The following is an 18,073-nucleotide window of genomic DNA, read 5'->3' as shown; positions in this document are numbered from 1 at the left end:
TGGGGCATGAAAAAAGAAGAGTATTTGCGCAAGGCGCTGCTGCTGGTCTCCAACCCGTATACCAAAGCCCAGGTGCAGCGGGAGTTGGAGGATCATATAGAGGACGATATCAGCTTCTATACAGACGCCGGACATGAGAGGGAAAAGGCGGAGAATATGGCAATGAGCCGTATGGGCGCGCCGGAGGAGATGGCTCGGGAACTGGGCCGCCTGCACCGGAATTTGCCCGGTCGTGTGCTGGGCTTTTCCGCCCTGGCGGCGTGCGTGGGACTGTCTATGCTGTATGGGTTTTGCGATCAGTGGTCGTATCCTTTGTATGATGTTATGCCGGATTGGCTGGTTTATACCTTGCTGTTTGGCAATGTGCTGGCTGTTTTGGCAGCCACCACTCTGGCCTTTCGCTGGGCGTGGAAGTGTAAGGACCCGGTACTGCTGGTTGGGCACGGGTTGTTTTGCGTTGTCAGTGGTATTACCCAGTATTTGCTGTGGTACGATTTGTTTACCCTACTGTTTTGTCTGACTTTGGATATACCGGCTGCTTTAGCTATGGACACGCCGTTTTTGTTGGACTTTGCACTTGAGGGTGTGTCGCCTTGGCAATATTTCTCCCAGTGGAAGGGCTGGAATATGGACTGGGTGTACAATGTGCAACTTGTTTTGTCTTTTCTGCCGTTGGTACTGGCCGTGGTGGATTTTATCTGTGCCGGCAAAATCCATCGGGTCAACAGCCAAACACTGCAGCAGGGTATTTTCCGCCGTATGCCGGTGATCGGGCGCATTTTAGTGGCATTGACTGTTTGTGCGGCGGTGTCGTTGGGCGTGTCCAACGGCGTAGATGCCCTTATGCGGGAACGAGCCCGCCAAGGTGTGGAGTCTAAGCCCTTACAGCAGGCCATGGAAGTTTTGGACAAAACCCGGCTGCCGGTGCAGTCTAAAAATACACCGTCGGATTACGAGGCGGGCTTGGCTGCAAATGAAGAGACCGTTTACGAGGGCATGCCGTACCATGTCATTCTGGAAGATACGGATGAGGACGGTGTATACGAGCGCAAGTGCCTGGTGAATACGGAATACGACTGCCCTTTGTCTATGGATCAGGCCAAAAGCCTGTATGACCGGGCGCCGGATCTGACCCTGGAAGAATGTTTGAAAATCGCGCCGCTGTCTACGGTCAGCTACTACGGTGTGGAACAGAGCAAGAACGGCGATACTGTGACCGTCTTGGAATGGCGCCTGCGGTCGAATCGGGTGAGTTACGAAATTACATTCAAAAACGGCAAGTATCAAGACCGGGCGAACTTCTTGGTTGACAAACAATGAAAATACGAAAAAAAACACCGCCGACGGGGGACCGTCAGCGGTGCTTTTTTGGATCTTAGCGATTGTTACGATTGTCGGCGGTATGGGTGCCGGTGTTGCCGCTGTCCGGGCAGCAGGGGCAGCAGTCCTCTTTGTCCCTGGGGAAGAACTCATCCACCGGAAAGTCAATGCCGGCGAAGGTCTCGCAGGGGTTGGCGGTGTTGCAGTTGCACTCCCGCTCCGGAATGCAGTAGTCATAGGCGGGAATGGTCATCTGCACATCCCGCTCCATCTGGATGATGGAAAAGAGACCCAGGGTCACCAGCACAGCCTTGGCCGGGCGCTCCGGCAGGGTGCTGTTGTCCAGGGTGGAAGTAATGGACTTGGGCATGGAGGTTAGGCAGGGCACGCGGCAGTCGCAGCTGCATACCACATCCATAGACAGAACCACCGGATCCACCGCCTGCACCTTGGCAGAGGGGTTGGTGTACTGGGGGGCCTCCGGGCAGTCCAGCGCCTCCGCGGACACATTGCTGACAAAGACCTTCACATTGCCGCTGCTGCCGTAGAGAATGCACTTTTTGTTAAAGCTGGTGTAGCCGGTAGCTACCATAGGCACCGTGCAGGGCGCCGAGTAGCAGTCAAAGGTCAGCTTAAAGTAGTAAGTAACATCCACGCTGTAAAAGCCGTTGTCAAAGGGCACTTCGTCCACATCAATGCTTACAGCCTCAATGGTGCAGTCCCGGCACTTGACGGTGACCGCGTTGTCTACCAGCATTTGCGCCGGGGCATAAAAGGTGACCCGCAGGTCCTCCAGGCAGTCCTTGCTTACGCAACTGTCGTAAATGCGCTTGGTGTCAATGCACACCGCCTCGTTAATGCGTTTTTCGCCGGTATCAATGATCGAATCGGGCATAACAAAACTCCTTCATAGGTTATTGCACACCGGGCGCCCGGCGCCCCGCAGTGCTTCAGTAACATACTATGAAGGAGATGTTTTTTTGACCCTGTTATTTTTCAAAAACCGGGTAGGTGCGGCGGAACAGGCTGTTGATTCGGCGGAAATAGGCGCCGTCTATGTTGGCGATGGTGTCTTCCGTCGTGCGAAAGCGCCAGTTCTTCTCCGGCACGCCGGGGGTGTTCATTCGCGCGTCGCTGCCAAAGCCGCACATATCCTGCAAGGCGATGATCACCACATTGGAGGCGCTGCGCCACACTGTTTCTATAATTTTGCGGCAGGCGGGGCTTTGGTAGCCGCCGTCGCCCCAGTTGTCGCCGGTAAAGCCCGCATAGTCCAGGGCAAAGCGGCGTTCTGCTTCACCGGCCTCCCACAGCCAGCCCAGCAGGGTGTTGTTGTCGTGGGTGCCCACATAATTGATACTGTTTTTCTCTGCGTTATGGGGCATGTGGCTGCTGTCACCGTTGGGGTCAAAGCCAAACTGCACCACTTTCATACCGGGGAAGCCGGTGTCAGCAAGCAGCTGCACCACATCCTCTCCAAACACCCCCAGGTCCTCGGCAATAATGGGGGCGTTCGGGTACACCTCAAACACCTTGCCAAACAGCTTCATCCCCGGTCCGGGCAGCCACTGGCCCACCTTGGCAGTCTCTGCCTGGGCGTCCACCGCCCAGTAGCTGGCAAAGGCGCGGAAGTGGTCAATGCGTACTGCGTCATAGGTGGTCAGCGCGTGACCCAGGCGAGAAAGCCACCAGCCGTAGCCGTCCTTTTCCATAGCCGCCCAGTCGTACAGGGGATTGCCCCACAGCTGGCCGTTCTCGCTAAAGTAATCCGGCGGCACACCGGCCACTTTCTCCGGCTTTAAGGTCTTTTCATCAATGAGAAACAGGGGCAGACCGGACCACACATCGGCACTGTCCATGGCTACATAAATGGGCATATCTCCCAAGACAGCCACGCCTTTTTCGTTGGCGTAGGCCTTGATATTACCCCATTGCAGGTGGAAAATGTACTGCACAAATTTCCAAAACGCCGCCCGGCTCTCATAGGCATATATGTCCTGAATACAGGTGTGGTAATGGGCGTGGCGGTCGCTCCACTGCCACCAGGGCTTGCCACCCTCTGCCTCTTTTACCGCCATAAATACGCTGTAATCCGTCAGCCATGGGTTCTCTACCTCAAAGGCCTTGATCTTTGCCGCCAGGGTATCGTCTATGCGCAAAAAAGCCTGCTCCAGCAGCGCCAGTCGGCGTTCACCGGCAAAGGCAAAGTCCGCCGTGTACGGCGTGCCGTCATAATGGTTTGCCGCCACTTCTTCCGCCGTCGCCAGGCCCATATCCTGCAATCCCTGTGGGTCGATAAACAGGTAGTTGCCGGCAAAAGCGGAGGGGGAGCAATAGGGGCTTCCGGCTCCGTCAATCGGATTAAAGGGCAGCACCTGCCAGTAGGTAAAGCCCATGTCCGCAATACGGTCGATAAAGTCTCGGGCGTGCCGGTCAAACACGCCGATCCCGTAAGGGGAGGGCAGGGAGCTGATGTGCATAAGCACACCGGCGCCGCGCTGGTGCAGCATAAGATCACCTCGTCAAATTGCTTCTTTCAGTGCCGATCCACGGCACGCAAGTATGGATTTTACCACTTTTTGCCGTCAAAAGCAATGGCAGGGTGCAAGGTGAACAAAAATTCACTTATTTTTAATAAATATTATATATTATATATATTGAACCGTGGCGCGGAATTTGTTATAATGCTATAATGTGCAGGAGCCTGAAATGGGCTTTTGTAAGCCAATGTCGGAGGAAGTACCCTTGATCAATACCAAGACCATCAGCAAAGAAGAACTGGACGCCCAAAGAGAGAACGCTGCCAAGGTGCAGGCGGTGCTGCAAAGCCGCTATACGGACAAGCCCCTGGCCTGTGTGATTACCTACGGCTGCCAACAGAATGTGGCGGACAGCGAACATATTAAGGGTATGCTGGCGGATATGGGCTACGCGTTTACCGACGATCGGCACAAAGCACAGTTTATTCTCTTTAACACCTGCGCCGTGCGGGAGCACGCAGAGGATCGGGTGTTTGGTAACGTGGGGGCACTCAAGTCCTATAAGGCAGAGCACCCGGACACGGTGATCGCCCTGTGCGGCTGTATGATACAGCAACAGCACATTGCCGACCGCATCAAGCAGTCCTTTCCTTTTGTGGACCTGGTGTTCGGTACCCATGTGGTGCACCGGCTGCCGGAGCTGCTGCTGCGCACCCTAACCCGCAAAAAGCGGGTGTTTGAACTGCCGGATATGGACGGCGTGATTGCCGAGGGTGTGCCGGTAGTGCGGGACGATCAGCGGCGGGCGTGGCTGCCCATTATGTACGGCTGCAACAACTTTTGCACTTACTGCATCGTGCCGTATGTGCGGGGGCGGGAGCGCTCTCGACAGGCGTGCGATGTGCTGGCAGAGGCCAAGCAGCTGATCGCCGACGGGTATAAAGAGATCACGCTCCTGGGGCAGAATGTGAACAGCTACGGCAAAGATCTGACCCCACGAGTCACCTTTTCCCAACTGCTACGGCAGATCAACGACCTGCCCGGCGATTTTCGCATTCGCTTTATGACCAGCCACCCCAAGGACTGTACCAAAGAACTGCTGGACACCATGGCCGAATGTCCAAAGGTAGCCAAGCACCTGCACCTGCCCTTCCAGTGCGGCAATGACCGGGTGCTGAAAGCCATGAACCGGGGCTACACCGCCGAGCAATATTTAGAGCTGGTGCACTACGCTAAGGCCAAGATGGGCAGCGCCCTTTCCATCACCAGCGATGTGATCGTGGGCTTCCCGGGCGAGACTTATGAGGAGTTTCAAGATACTTTGTCGTTGGTCAAAGAGGTGGGGGCCACCTCACTCTTTACTTTCATCTACTCGCCCAGACAGGGCACCCCGGCGGCCAAGATGGACGACCCGGTGTCCCATAAGGAAAAAGCCCGCTGGATGGCGGAGCTGCTGGCTCTGCAAGAGCAGATCTCCGCAGAGCAAATGCAGCTGCACCGGGGCGAGACTTTTAAGTGCTTTGTCAGCGGCAAAGGCAAGTTAGGCGATAATTATGTTGCCGCCCGCACGGACGGGAACCTGATTATAGAATTTGAAGGGGACGACAGCCTGATCGGCTCCTTCCAAAATGTAAAAGTTATAGAACCGCTCACCTATGTGTTGCGGGGAGAACTGGAAAGGAATTAAATTTATGAGTTTGGAATCCGCACTCAGAGAACTGGGCAAAGAAATTCAAAAGGACGAGCGCTTTGCAGCCCTCCAGGCTGCAGCTAAGGCCAATGACGGCGACGAGAAGCTGCAGCAGCAGATGCAGGAGTTGCAGCTGATCTCCCTGAAGTATCAGCAGGAGGCCGAGAAGGCAAACGATGCAGACAAGGATCGCATTGAGAGCCTGCAGGCCGATTATCAGAAACTCTATGGTGAGATTATGGAGAGCGAAAATATGCAGAAGTATTCTGCCGCTGCTTCCGCCATGGAGGAGATGGCACAGTACATCAGCGGTATGATGGGCCTGTTCTTTGACGGTCAGGACCCGGAGACCTGTGAGCTGCCCCAGCAGCAGGAGGGTGGCTGCACCCACGATTGCTGCACCTGCGGCGGCTGCCACTAAGGTGTAAACCGGCTGCGGGCGGCGTGGTCGCTCGCAGCATTTTTTGCAGAGAGGAGGACGAGTGGAATATGGCAAAGGCAAAGATCAGCCCTATGATGGATCAGTATTTTCAGATCAAGAAGGACTATGCGGATGTGATTTTGTTCTTCCGTCTGGGCGATTTTTATGAAATGTTTTTTGATGATGCCAAGATCGCCAGCAAGGAGCTGGATTTGGTGCTCACCGGTCGGGACTGCGGCCAGGCGGAGCGGGCACCTATGTGCGGTGTGCCCTTTCACAGCGCAGACAGCTATATCGCCAAGCTGGTGAGCCGGGGCTACAAGGTGGCCATCTGTGAGCAGATGGAGGATCCGGCGCTGGCCAAGGGCATCGTTAAAAGAGAGGTTATAAGAATCATCACCCCCGGTACGGTAATCGAGGGCAATATGCTGGAGGACGGCGTCAACAACTACCTGTGCAGTGTGTTTGGCAGCGAGAACGGCGCCGGGCTTTGCTTTGCGGATGTGTCAACCGGCGAGTTTCATGTGACTCTGGCTACCGGCGAGGATGTGGAGAGCAAGGTGATCAATCAGCTGTCCACCTATTCTCCCAAAGAGGTGATCTTTGGCGGCACCGCTGCCGATTATGACCATGTGGTGCAGTTCGTTACTGCTCGGCTGGAGGCGTCCGCCGAGTACCCGGAGGCGGCGCTGTTTGATTTTGACGCCTGCTCCCAGGAAATTATAGAGACCTTGAAGAAGGATGAGATCGCCGCACTGGACCTGGGTCACAGCCGCGAGACGGTGTGTGCCCTGGGCGCGGTGATCGCTTATTTGAAGAATACGCAGAAGAAAGACGAGATCGAGACGCCGTCGGAAGTGGAGTTCTACGACAGCGAGCGGTTTATGCACCTGGACATCAGCGCCCGGCGCAACTTGGAGCTGACCCGCTCCATGATGACCGGCGACAAGAAGCATTCGCTGCTGTGGGTGATTGATAAGACCAAGACTGCCATGGGCAAGCGGATGATTCGTGCCTGGGTGGAACGGCCGCTGCTGAGCGTCAGCCAAATCCTCCGTCGCCAAAATGCGGTGGGCGAGTTGTTTGACTGTCCTATGCTGCGAGACACGGTACGCCAGGCGCTGGTGGGTGTTAACGACATTGAGCGGCTGATGACCCGCATTGTGTACGGCACTGCCAATGCCAAGGAATTGCGGGCGCTGGAGAGCACCATTTCCGCCCTGCCGGAGATTAAGACTGCTTTGGCAGACTGCAACACCGCCATGCTGCGGGAAATTGAAAGCGATATTGATCTGCTCACCGATGTGGCAGAGGAAATTCGCCGGGCAATTGTGGAGGAGCCGCCCTTTTCTATCCGCGAAGGCGGGTTTATCAAAGCAGGCTATAACGAAGAGATTGACAGCCTAAAGGCCATTATGACCGACGGCACCGGCGTGATTGCCTCCATTGAAGCGCAGCAGCGGGAAGAAACCGGTATTCCCAAGCTGAAAGTGGGCTACAACCGGGTATTCGGTTACTATATTGAGGTGTCCAACGCCTACCGGGACCAGGTACCGGAGACCTATATCCGCAAGCAGACCTTAGCCAACTGCGAGCGCTACATAACCCAGGAGCTGAAAGAGCTGGAGGGCAAGATTTTAGGCGCCAAGGATCGGGAGGTGGCGCTGGAGTACCAGCTGTTCTGTGCTCTGCGAGAGGAGATCGCCGGTCAGATCCAGCGGCTGCAAGTGACCGCCAAGGCGCTGGCCCGGCTGGATGTGCTGTGTTCCCTGGCCCATGTGGCGGCAGAGCATAACTACACCTGTCCCCAGGTAGAAGGGGATGGCGTGATCGAGATCAAGGACGGCCGCCACCCGGTTGTGGAGGCGCTGCTGGACAGCGGACCCTTTGTTCCCAACGATACATACCTGGACTTGCAGGACGACCGGTGCCACATTATCACCGGTCCCAATATGGCAGGTAAGTCCACCTATATGCGCCAGATCGCGCTGATTACCTTGTTGGCGCAGATCGGTTCCTTTGTACCGGCGCGGCAGGCGCACATTGGCGTGGTAGACGCCATCTTTACTCGAGTGGGCGCGTCTGACGACCTGGCTACCGGCCAGTCCACCTTTATGGTGGAGATGAACGAGGTGGCCACCATTTTGAAAGACGCCACCCAAAACAGCCTGATTATCTTAGACGAGATCGGCCGGGGCACCTCCACCTTTGACGGTATGAGCATTGCCCGGGCGGTGCTGGAATATGTGTGCAAGCGCAAGACTCTGGGCGCCAAGACGCTGTTTGCCACCCATTACCATGAGCTGACCGCCATGGAGGGGTTGGTAGACGGTGTGCGCAACTACTCCGTAGCGGTGAAGAAGCGGGGAGACGATATTACTTTCCTGCGGCGGATCGTGCGGGGCGGCGCGGACCAGAGCTTTGGTATTGAAGTGGCCAAGCTGGCCGGTGTGCCGGACAAGGTGGTGCGCCGCGCCAAGGTGATCCTCAAGGAGCTGGAGCAGAACAGCGTGCCTATCGAGTTTAAGGCGGAGGAAGCTATAGAGGAGGAGCCGGAGGAGGAAATTCAGTACAATTTCACCGCCAACGGCACCAACGAGATTTTGGAAATTCTAAAGACCGTAGACATTAACACTTTGACTCCAATTGAGGCTATGCAGACCCTGGATAACCTGCGCAAAAAGGCCCAGGAGCTTAGCTAAAAACGGATTTCATTATAGAAAGGGCGGTGGTTCCATGCCGCAAATTCATATTTTACCCAAGTCCGTGTACCAGCTGATTGCAGCCGGCGAGGTGGTGGAACGCCCCGCCTCTGCAATTAAAGAAATGGTGGAGAATTCCATTGACGCCGGCGCCACCCGCATAACGGTGGAAATCCAGCACGGCGGCTCTACCTATATGCGCATTACGGACGACGGCTGTGGTATCGCAAGGGCGGATGTGCCCAAGGTGTTTATCAGCCATGCCACCTCCAAGATCGCAACCGAGGAGGACTTGAACGCCATCGGCACCCTGGGCTTTCGGGGCGAGGCCATGGCTTCCATCGGCGCAGTGGCGCAGGTGGAACTGCTCACCCGCACAGCAGAGGAGCAGGTGGGCACCCGCTATGTGATCGCCGGCGGCCAGGAACAAAGCTGCGACGACGCCGGTTGCCCGGTGGGCACCACAGTGGTGGTGCGGGATCTGTTCTTTAACACCCCTGCGCGCATGAAATTCTTAAAGAAAGATGTGACCGAGGGCAACGCGGTGGCCGGTGTGCTGGACGCGGTGGCGCTGAGCCACCCGGAGATCGCCTTTCGCCTGATCCGGGACGGCAAGCAGACCCTGGTGACTCCCGGCAACAAGGACTTAAAGAGCACGGTGTACTCCGTGTTTGGCCGAGAATTGACCCAGTCGCTGATCCCGGTGCATTACAGCTATAACGGTATGGAGCTGGAGGGCTATGTGTCCAGCCCCCATGCCTCCCGCAAAAGCCGGGCCATGCAGTATTTTTTCATAAACGGTCGCCTGGTGAAGTCTAAGACCGCCTTGGCGGCGCTGGAGCAGGCGTATAAAAACAGCATTATGGTGGGGCGCTTTCCCGCCTGTGTGCTGAATATGACCGTCAACGCGGCGCTGGTGGATGTGAATGTGCACCCGGCCAAGATCGAGGTGCGCTTTGCCAACGAAAAGCCGGTGTTTGACCTGGTGTATTATGGGGTCAAGACCGCGATTGAGACCGGCGACAGTGTAAAGGAAGCGACTTTTGGCGGCACCCCTGCAGCGGACGAGGTGGGACGCGCGTACCCGCCGGCAGGCAGTCGCAGCGCCAAGATCGACTTCTTCCGCAAAAAGGAAGAGAGCGTGCAAACGGTGCTGCAAACAGCGCCCCGCACAGACTTTTGGCAGACGGCGCAGGCAGGTGTGCCGTACCGTACCGCGCCCCAGGGGCAGATCCCGGTGCAGCGGACGGCAGAGCAAAGCACAGCGCCGACGGCGCAAGAGCCGGCACCTGTAAAAGTGACCGAAACAAACGCCTCGGAACCCCAGGCTGCGCCGGTGGTACAGCGTGAGCAGAAAGTACCCGCCCAAGCGTCCCCGGCAGTGCCTGCGCATGAGAGCGCAGAATCGGCAGCGTCTGCACCGCTTTCGGCGGAGACAGCACCTGCCCCCACGGTGCAGGTGGTGGACGAGGACCGGAAGGCCCCGGCCTTCCGTGTAGTGGGCGAAGCCTTTAAGACCTATATACTTGTAGAGATAGAAAATAATTTATATTATATTGACAAGCACGCCGCCCACGAGCGGATGAATTTTGAAGCCCTGCGCCGGAGCGCGGAGATCCACAGCCAGTTGCTGCTGGCGCCGGTGACCGTGCGCTTGAACAAAACGGAGCTGTCCGCCGTGGAGGAACATCTGGACCTGCTGCAAAAAGGCGGCTTTGAGGTGGAGATCTTTGGCACGGATGCGGTGTTGGTGCGATCGGTGCCCGCTATGCTGGACGGGGCAAATATTGCCGACCTGATTTGCGAGATCGCAGAGAAGCTGCTGGAGCACAAAACGGACATTGAGCCGGAAAAGCTGGACTGGATTTTCCATTCCACCGCTTGCCGCGCAGCGGTCAAGGCCGGTGATGTGACTAGCCCGGCGGAGCAGCGCCTGTTTGTTGAGAAGCTGCTGTCCATGCCGGATATTCGCTACTGCCCCCATGGGCGGCCGGTGATGATCAAGGTTAGCCGGTACGAGATCGAAAGACAGTTCGGCAGGGCGTGAGTATGAAGACAAAGGTACTTGTAGTGGCCGGCCCCACCGCCTCCGGCAAAACCGGTTTGGGCATTGCTCTGGCTCGGCGGCTGGACGGCGAGATTGTGTGTGCCGACTCTATGCAGATCTATACCGGTATGCCCATTGCCACTGCGGCGCCTACGGCAGCGGAGCGGCAGGCAGCGGTGCACCATTTGGCAGAGATTCTGCCCCCGGACACCCCTTTTAGCGTGGCTCAGTATTGCAACCTGGCAGCGGAGACGGTGGCAGATATTGCCGCACGGGGTAAGGTGCCCATTTTGGTTGGCGGCACCGGGCTGTTTATTGACAGCTTTATTGACCACATTCAGTTTGCCCATGTGCAGACGAACCCGGACCTGCGCCGGGAGCTGCTGGCAAAGGACGGCACAGAGTTGTACCGTACCTTGCAGCAGGTGGATCCCACGGCTGCGGCAGAAATACATCCGAATAACAAAAACCGGGTGGTGCGTGCACTGGAGCTGTACTATGCCGGTGTGACCAAGACTGCCCAGAATGCAGCCTCCCGCCGGGAGGACAGCCCTTATAAGGCACTGTATTTTGTGCTTCGCTACCGGGATCGGCAGGTGCTGTATGATCGGATCAATGCCCGGGTGGATGCCATGCTGGCCGCCGGATTGGTGGAGGAAGCACGGCAGGCCTACGCCGCTTGCGGTCCCACGGCACGGCAGGCCATTGGGCACAAGGAGCTGCTGCCGTATTTGGAGGGCAGCGAGCCGCTGGAGACGGCGGTAGAACGGCTCAAGCAGGAGACCCGCCGCTACGCCAAGCGCCAGATCACTTGGTTTAAGCGCCGGCAGGGCACTGTGGTGCTGGAGCCGGATACCATGGATACAGAACGCCTGATCGCCGCAGCGACGGCGCAGGCAGAGGATTTTCTTTATGGCAAAGACAAAGGAAAAAGAGCATAAAAGCCGTAAAAAGCTCAGTCGCACCGCCAAGGAGAACTGGGCCATCGGCATTGTGGCGCTGCTGATTTTGTCTGTGGTGGTGTATGAGTGCTATACTGCTACCCATGTGCGGCTGCAAACCTACACCGCCAAGGAGACCACCGTGTACCGTACCATTGAGACCACGGCACTGGCGGTGCGAGAGGAGCACGCGGTTAGCGGCCCCGGCGGCGTGACGGTGCAATGCGTTGCCGACGGCGAGAAGATTGCCAAGAACGGCAAGGTGGCTCTGCGCTTTCAGTCTGAGGCGGACGCTAAGGCGTACAGCCAGCGCACCGCCTTAAAGGAGAAGCTGCAGCACTACCGGGATATGGAAAATAAGAGTGCCGCCACTGCCACGGATATTACCGCCGTGGACAATGAGGCGGTGCAGAATGTAAATGATTACATACGGGCGCTGGCCCAATCGGATCTGACCGGGGCAAGTACCGCGGCGCAGGAGATGAACGACACCTTTACCCGCCGCCAGATGATGATCGGCACCAGCATTGACTTTGCGGCGCTGAAAAAGGATTTGCAAAGTCAAATGGACGATCTGGGCACTGCAGAGCCCATTGGCTCCGTGACTACGGCGGTAAGCGGCGTTTTCTCCGGCTACACGGATGGGTGCGAGAGCGTTTTTGATTATGATCAGGTGACGGAGATGACCGCTGCCGATCTAGATAAAGCCTTAAAGACTGCCGAGAGTGCCAAGGGCGACACCGGCGCCTTAGGCAAGGTGATCACCAGCTATGCTTGGTACTTTGTGTGCAAGGCGGATGTGGCGGACCTGCAAAAGGTGCAAAACGGCACTCGACTGGATGTGGCTATTAAGGACAGCGACCGGGTACTTTCCTGCACCGTGGTCAGCGGCGCGGACACCAAGCCCGGCGCCACGCAAACGGTTCTGGTGCTCCAGTGTGAGAATATGGACTCGGATATTGCCGCCTATCGGGCGGAGGATATAGAAATTCGCACAGCTTCCTATACCGGGATCAAGGCCCCCGCTGCCGCCGTGCATGTGAGCGACGGTAAAAAGGGCGTGTATGTGCTGGTGGCCGGACAGGTGAAATTCCGTCCCGCCACGGTGCTGTATTCCGGCAAGGATTATGTAATACTGGCGTATGACGCCCAGAATAAAGACGGTATTCGCCTTTATGACGAGATCATCACAGAAGGGAAGGATCTTTATAATGGAAAAGTTTATACCTGATCCGGCACGGCTGCAAGCCGTTGAGGAGAACTGGAAGCGGGTCTTAGAGCGGGTGCAGGAGGGCGCCGTCAAAAGCGGCCGCGATCCCCGAGAGGTTCGCCTGATGGCAGTGACCAAGACCGTGGAGCCGGTGTACATTAACCGGGCACTGGATCTGGGCGCCGATTTGATCGGCGAAAATCGGGTGCAGGAATACCTGGGCAAGCGGGACGAGTTGCACTTGGATGGGGTGGAAAAACACCTGATCGGTCGACTCCAGACCAATAAGGTCAAGTATATTGTGGGTCAGGTGGATATGATCCAGTCGGTGGATTCTATGAAACTGGCCCAGGAGATTTCCAAGCAGTCCGTTAAGCACGGCGTGACCACCCGGGTGCTGGTGGAGGTGAACATCGGCCGGGAGGAAAGCAAAAGCGGCATTATGATCGAGGCATTGCCGGAGTTGCTGGAAGAAGCGGCCCAGTTGCCCGGTTTGCAGATCAAGGGCTTGATGTGTATTCCCCCCATTTGTGAGACAGAGACACAGGTGCGCAAATATTTTGAGACAATGCATCAATCTTTCATTGACATTAAAGACAAAAAACACCATAATATAGACATGGATATTCTGTCTATGGGTATGAGCGGCGATTTTGAGGCCGCCATTGCCGAGGGTTCCACGCTGGTGCGTGTCGGCTCTGCCATCTTCGGCGCCAGACAATACCGTTAAGGAGAGGCGAATATGGGTTTACTGGATAAGTTCAAAGAGATCATTACCGAGAATGATGATGATTTTGACGATTACTATGACGACGACAACCGGGACTACGGTCTGGCTGCCCCGGAGCGGGCAGAGCGACAGGAGCGCCCCCGGCACGAGCGGGCGCCTAAGCCGGAGCGCCAGGAACGCCCTCGCAGCAGAGGACGGGACGATAAGGTGGTCAATATCCACACCACCACCCAGTTGCAGGTGGTGCTGGTGAAGCCGGAGCGGTTTGAAGAGGCTGCCTCCATCGGCGACAATTTGAATGCCAAGCGTACGGTGGTGTTGAATTTGGAGAGCACCAACCGAGATATTGCGCGCAGACTGCTGGATTTCCTCAGCGGCGTGGCGTATGCCAACAACGGCCAGATCAAGCGGGTAGCCAACAGCACCTATATCATTACGCCTTACAATGTAGATGTAATGGGCGATCTGATCGATGAGCTTGAGAACAACGGCATGTTTATGTGAGGAGAGAAGGAGAGAGAATATGATTACACCCAGCCAAATTCGAGAGAAAAATCTGTCTACCGTGCAAAGCGGCGGATATGATAAGGAAGAGGTCAATGCCCTGTTGGCCCAGATCGTCGAGTCTTACCAGGCTGTGTACGATGAGAACAAAGAGCTTTACCGCAAAATGGAAATACTTGCCGGCAAGATTGAGGAGTACAGAAATGAAGAGGACTCTATCAAGACCGCACTGATCACCGCCCAAAAGATGGCGGATCGCATTGCCAAGGACGCCAAGGAAAAGGCGGAGGAGAAGCTGAGCGCCAGCGCAGCCACCGCGCAGCAGACGGTGACGGACGCCAAAGAAAAAGCGGACAAGATGGTGGCCGAGGCTCGCACCTATGCCGCCAACTTTACCAAGGAGAAGCAGGACGCTGCCGAGTCCATTATTACCGAGGCGGAGGCCAAGGCCAATGATGCCATTGACGGCGCCAAGGTTGTGGCTCAGGAAATGCTCAACCAGGCCAAGCAGCTGTCTGAGGAGCTGATGAGCAAGGCGAAGAGCGAAAAAGCCTATCACGAGCAGCTGATTGAAAAGCTGCGCAGCGAGTCTAAGAGCTTTAAGGACAGCTTGCTGTCCCTGTATGAGAGCCAGATGGATCGCCTGGGCGATATGGTAGATCTGAAGCCCCAGGTGGACGAGGATCAGGCGCACATTGACTCTGTGGAGAGCGAGATGAACCAGATCATCTCCAATATTGACGAGATCAACAAACTGCAAAGCCAGACGGACGACGCACCGACGGAGGAAGCTGCGGCACAGGCGCCGACGGCAGAGAATACCAAGGGCGACACAGACGATGACCAGGTGGATCAGATCATTGACGAGATCGAGGAGAAGCAGGCGCCCGCAGCCAGCCCGGAGGAGGTCAGCAGCGCGCTGAACGCCTTTACCGAGGACGAAATCACTCCGCTGGACGAGAACGCCCCCACCATCAGCGAGATCGACGAGGAACCGGAGCTGGAGCAGGTGCCCCCGCAGCAGGAGGAAAAGACCTTGTTTGACGATCAGGCCGCTATGCCCTTTGAGGATTATTTCCATGTAAAGAGCGGCGACGAGCGCACCAGCGAGACCATTTCCCTGACCGCTCCGGACGAGGACGAGTATGAGGAGGAAGAGGGCTCTTCCAAGCTGCGCGGTTTCTTTAAGAAGAAAAAATAATTTACATACACAGTAGGAGTAACAAGAAGCATGGATTATAACCAAACACTGAATTTACCCAAGACCGACTTTCCCATGCGGGCAGCTTTGCCCCAGCGGGAGCCGGAATTCCTGAAAGCATGGGAAGAAAACGACCAGTACCGTCAGCTGATGCAGCACAACGAGGGCAAGCCTTTGTTTGTGCTCCACGACGGACCTCCGTACGCCAACGGTGATATTCATATCGGCCACGCCATGAACAAGACCTTAAAGGACTTTATTGTGCGCTACAAGAATATGACCGGATTTCAGTCACCCTATGTGCCCGGCTGGGATACCCACGGCCTGCCCACAGAGCTGAAAGCCAGAAAGCAGGCGGGCATCGGCGCCGGCAGCGATATTTCCGATCTGGAATTGCGCAAGATTTGCCGAGAGACCGCGCTGAGCTATGTGGATATTCAGCGGGAGTCCTTTAAGCGCCTGGGCGTAATCGGCGAGTGGGACCACCCGTACATCACCCTGACCAAGGACTTTGAGGAAGAGCAGATTAAGGTATTTGCCACCATGGCTTCTCAGGGCCATATTTACAAGGGCTTAAAGCCTGTGTATTGGTGCCCGGACTGCAAGACCGCCCTTGCTGAGGCGGAGATTGAGTACGGCGAGGATCCCTGCCATTCTATTTATGTAAAGTTCCAGGTCACGGACGATATGGGCAAGCTCACTGCACTGGGTGCGGACCTGAGCAAGACCTATTTCGTGATTTGGACCACCACCACCTGGACACTGCCGGCCAATGTGGCCATCTGCGTAGGCCCCAACTTTGAGTATTCTCTGGTCAAGAGCGGCGACGAGTTTTATGTGATGGCTACCGACTTGGTAGACGCCGCTATGGCGGACCGGGGCACCACGGACTATGAGACCGTGGGTGTGATCCAGGGCAGCGAGCTGGAGTATATGAAAACCCAGCACCCGTTTATTGACCGCACCTCTTTGGTGATCGTGGGCGATCATGTAACGCTGGAGAGCGGTACCGGTTGCGTACACACGGCACCGGGTCACGGTGTGGATGACTTTATCGTGTGCCAAAAGTACCCGGAGATCCCCACCGTTGTACCGGTGGATGCCGAGGGCAGACTGACGGAGGAGGCCGGACAGTTCGCCGGGCTGACCACCGATGAGGCCAACAAGCCCATTGCGGAGCATTTGGAAAAAATCGGCGCTTTGTTTGCGCTGAAAAAGATCGTCCACCAGTATCCCCATTGCTGGCGTTGCCATAAGCCCATCATTTTCCGCGCCACCTCCCAGTGGTTCTGCTCGGTAGATGATTTTAAGGAGGCTGCTGTGGCTGCCACCGAGGATGTGCAGTGGTATCCGGCCTGGGGCAAGGACCGTATGCAGTCCATGATCCAGGAGCGCGCCGATTGGTGTATCTCCCGTCAGCGTAAGTGGGGTGTGCCTATTCCCGTATTTTATTGTAAAGACTGCGGCAAGGAGATTGTGGATAAAGATCTGATGCTGCGGGTATCTAAGATCTTTGGTCAGGAAGGCTCCGACGCCTGGTTCGCCCACGAGGCGGAATATTTCCTGCCGGAGGATTATAAGTGCCCCCACTGCGGCGCACAAAAGGGCTTTGAAAAAGAAAGCGACATTATGGATGTGTGGTTCGACTCCGGCTCCAGCCATGCAGCGGTGCTTAAACAGCGCCCTTATTTGAAGTGGCCGGCAGATGTGTATCTGGAGGGCGCCGACCAGTACAGAGGCTGGTTCCAGTCCTCTTTGCTCACCAGCGTAGCCGCCGGGCAGCCTGCGCCCTTTAAGCAGATCATCACCCACGGCTGGACCGTAGACGGTGAGGGCAAGAAGATGAGTAAGTCCCTGGGCAACGGTATTGACCCGGCGGACATTATCAACCAGTACGGCGCGGATATTCTGCGTTTGTGGGTGGCTTCTTCCGATTACCACGCCGATGTGCGTATCAGTAAGGAGATCTTGAAGCAGCTGTCGGATAATTACAGAAAGATCCGCAACACCGCTCGTTATTGCCTGGGCAACCTGTATGACTTTGACCCGGACAAGGATATGGTGCCCAACGATCAGTTGGAAGAGCTGGATAAATATGCACTGATGAAGCTGGATCAGGTGCTGGCTACCGCTCGCGGCGGGTACGAGGTGTACGAGTACCACACCGCCGCCCACGCGCTGCACAACTTCTGCGTGGTGGATATGAGTAACTTCTACTTTGATGTGCTCAAGGATCGGCTGTACACTTCTGCGCCGAACAGCGCTACCCGCCGTGCCGCCCAGACCGTATTGTATAAGGTGCTGGACGCACTGACCTTGGTGCTGACTCCCATTTTGGCCTTTACCTGTGACGAGATCTGGAAGGCAATGCCCCATGCAGCGGGCAGAGATCCCCGGTCTCCGCTGTTTAACGATATTCCCCAGCCGGAGTACATTGCTGCGGACGCAGACTTTATGGCCAAGTGGGATCGGATCCATCGGATTCGTGAAGATGTGCAGAAGGCACTGGAGTTGGCTCGTAAGGACAAGACCATCGGTAAGTCCTTGGAGGCCAAGGTGACCCTGTACGCTGCGGGCGAACTGCACGATTTCTTGGAGAGTGTAGAGAGCCAGCTGCCGGAGATCTTCATTACCTCCGCTGTGGCACTGTCCGACGGTGAGGGCGACTTTACCGGCGAGGTAGAGGGGCTGCGCGTGTCCGTATCTAAGGCAGACGGCGAAAAGTGCGAGCGCTGCTGGAAGTACGATGAGACCGTAGGTCAAAACGCAGAGCATCCCACCCTGTGCGCCCATTGTGCGGCTGCACTGGCAGAGATGAACAAATAAA

General features: G+C 56.4%; 13 protein-coding genes. 11 read left to right on the top strand and 2 right to left on the bottom strand.

What is annotated here, in order from left to right; all coding sequences use genetic code 11:
* The first annotated feature begins 6 nt into the window (after positions 1 to 6).
* Positions 7 to 1,320, top strand: a complete 1,314-nt coding sequence (locus tag OGM59_05950) for a permease prefix domain 1-containing protein (GenBank protein UYI90246.1) — start codon at positions 7 to 9, stop codon at positions 1,318 to 1,320.
* A 55-nt stretch (positions 1,321 to 1,375) separates the two neighbouring features.
* Here the strand turns inward: OGM59_05950 and OGM59_05945 are convergent, their stop codons facing one another.
* Both OGM59_05945 and malQ read right to left on the bottom strand, forming a co-directional pair.
* Entirely contained in the window at positions 1,376 to 2,215 is an 840-nt protein-coding gene (locus OGM59_05945; GenBank protein UYI90245.1) for a hypothetical protein, read from the bottom strand.
* A 94-nt stretch (positions 2,216 to 2,309) separates the two neighbouring features.
* A complete protein-coding gene (gene malQ / locus OGM59_05940; GenBank protein ID UYI90244.1) occupies positions 2,310 to 3,830 on the bottom strand; it encodes a 4-alpha-glucanotransferase in 1,521 nt (506 codons plus the stop codon).
* Between the two features lie 238 nt (positions 3,831 to 4,068).
* Here malQ and miaB point away from each other — a divergent pair, with 238 nt between their 5' ends.
* From miaB to ileS, 10 genes are all read left to right on the top strand, one after another.
* Positions 4,069 to 5,487 carry a tRNA (N6-isopentenyl adenosine(37)-C2)-methylthiotransferase MiaB gene (gene miaB, locus OGM59_05935; GenBank protein UYI91762.1) on the top strand — a complete coding sequence of 473 codons (1,419 nt, stop codon included), beginning with the start codon at positions 4,069 to 4,071 and terminating at the stop codon, positions 5,485 to 5,487.
* 4 nt (positions 5,488 to 5,491) lie between these two features.
* Entirely contained in the window at positions 5,492 to 5,911 is a 420-nt protein-coding gene (locus OGM59_05930; protein ID UYI90243.1) for a YlbF family regulator, read from the top strand.
* Between the two features lie 68 nt (positions 5,912 to 5,979).
* Positions 5,980 to 8,613: a DNA mismatch repair protein MutS gene (gene mutS, locus OGM59_05925; protein UYI90242.1), complete on the top strand. Its 2,634-nt coding sequence runs from the start codon at positions 5,980 to 5,982 to the stop codon at positions 8,611 to 8,613.
* Between the two features lie 34 nt (positions 8,614 to 8,647).
* Positions 8,648 to 10,660 carry a DNA mismatch repair endonuclease MutL gene (gene mutL, locus OGM59_05920; protein UYI90241.1) on the top strand — a complete coding sequence of 671 codons (2,013 nt, stop codon included), beginning with the start codon at positions 8,648 to 8,650 and terminating at the stop codon, positions 10,658 to 10,660.
* 2 nt (positions 10,661 to 10,662) lie between these two features.
* Complete coding sequence (gene miaA, locus OGM59_05915; GenBank protein UYI90240.1) at positions 10,663 to 11,601, top strand: tRNA (adenosine(37)-N6)-dimethylallyltransferase MiaA; 939 nt, start codon at positions 10,663 to 10,665, stop codon at positions 11,599 to 11,601.
* A complete protein-coding gene (locus OGM59_05910) occupies positions 11,573 to 12,832 on the top strand; it encodes a hypothetical protein (GenBank protein UYI90239.1) in 1,260 nt (419 codons plus the stop codon). Before miaA ends, OGM59_05910 begins: the two co-directional genes overlap by 29 nt.
* A complete protein-coding gene (locus OGM59_05905) occupies positions 12,813 to 13,541 on the top strand; it encodes a YggS family pyridoxal phosphate-dependent enzyme (GenBank protein UYI90238.1) in 729 nt (242 codons plus the stop codon). Before OGM59_05910 ends, OGM59_05905 begins: the two co-directional genes overlap by 20 nt.
* 12 nt (positions 13,542 to 13,553) lie before the next feature.
* On the top strand, positions 13,554 to 14,045 hold the full coding sequence (locus OGM59_05900; protein ID UYI90237.1) for a cell division protein SepF: 492 nt from the start codon (positions 13,554 to 13,556) through the stop codon (positions 14,043 to 14,045).
* Between the two features lie 19 nt (positions 14,046 to 14,064).
* Positions 14,065 to 15,246 (top strand): DivIVA domain-containing protein, encoded by a 1,182-nt coding sequence (locus OGM59_05895; protein UYI90236.1) that lies wholly within the window; start codon positions 14,065 to 14,067, stop codon positions 15,244 to 15,246.
* Positions 15,247 to 15,276: 30 nt separating this feature from the next.
* Entirely contained in the window at positions 15,277 to 18,072 is a 2,796-nt protein-coding gene (ileS, locus tag OGM59_05890) for an isoleucine--tRNA ligase (protein ID UYI90235.1), read from the top strand.
* The last annotated feature ends 1 nt before the right edge of the window (position 18,073 follow it).

It is taken from the genome of Oscillospiraceae bacterium (assembly GCA_025757685.1).
Lineage (GTDB): Bacteria > Bacillota > Clostridia > Oscillospirales > Acutalibacteraceae > CAG-217.
This window is presented reverse-complemented; position numbering and strand designations above follow the sequence as displayed.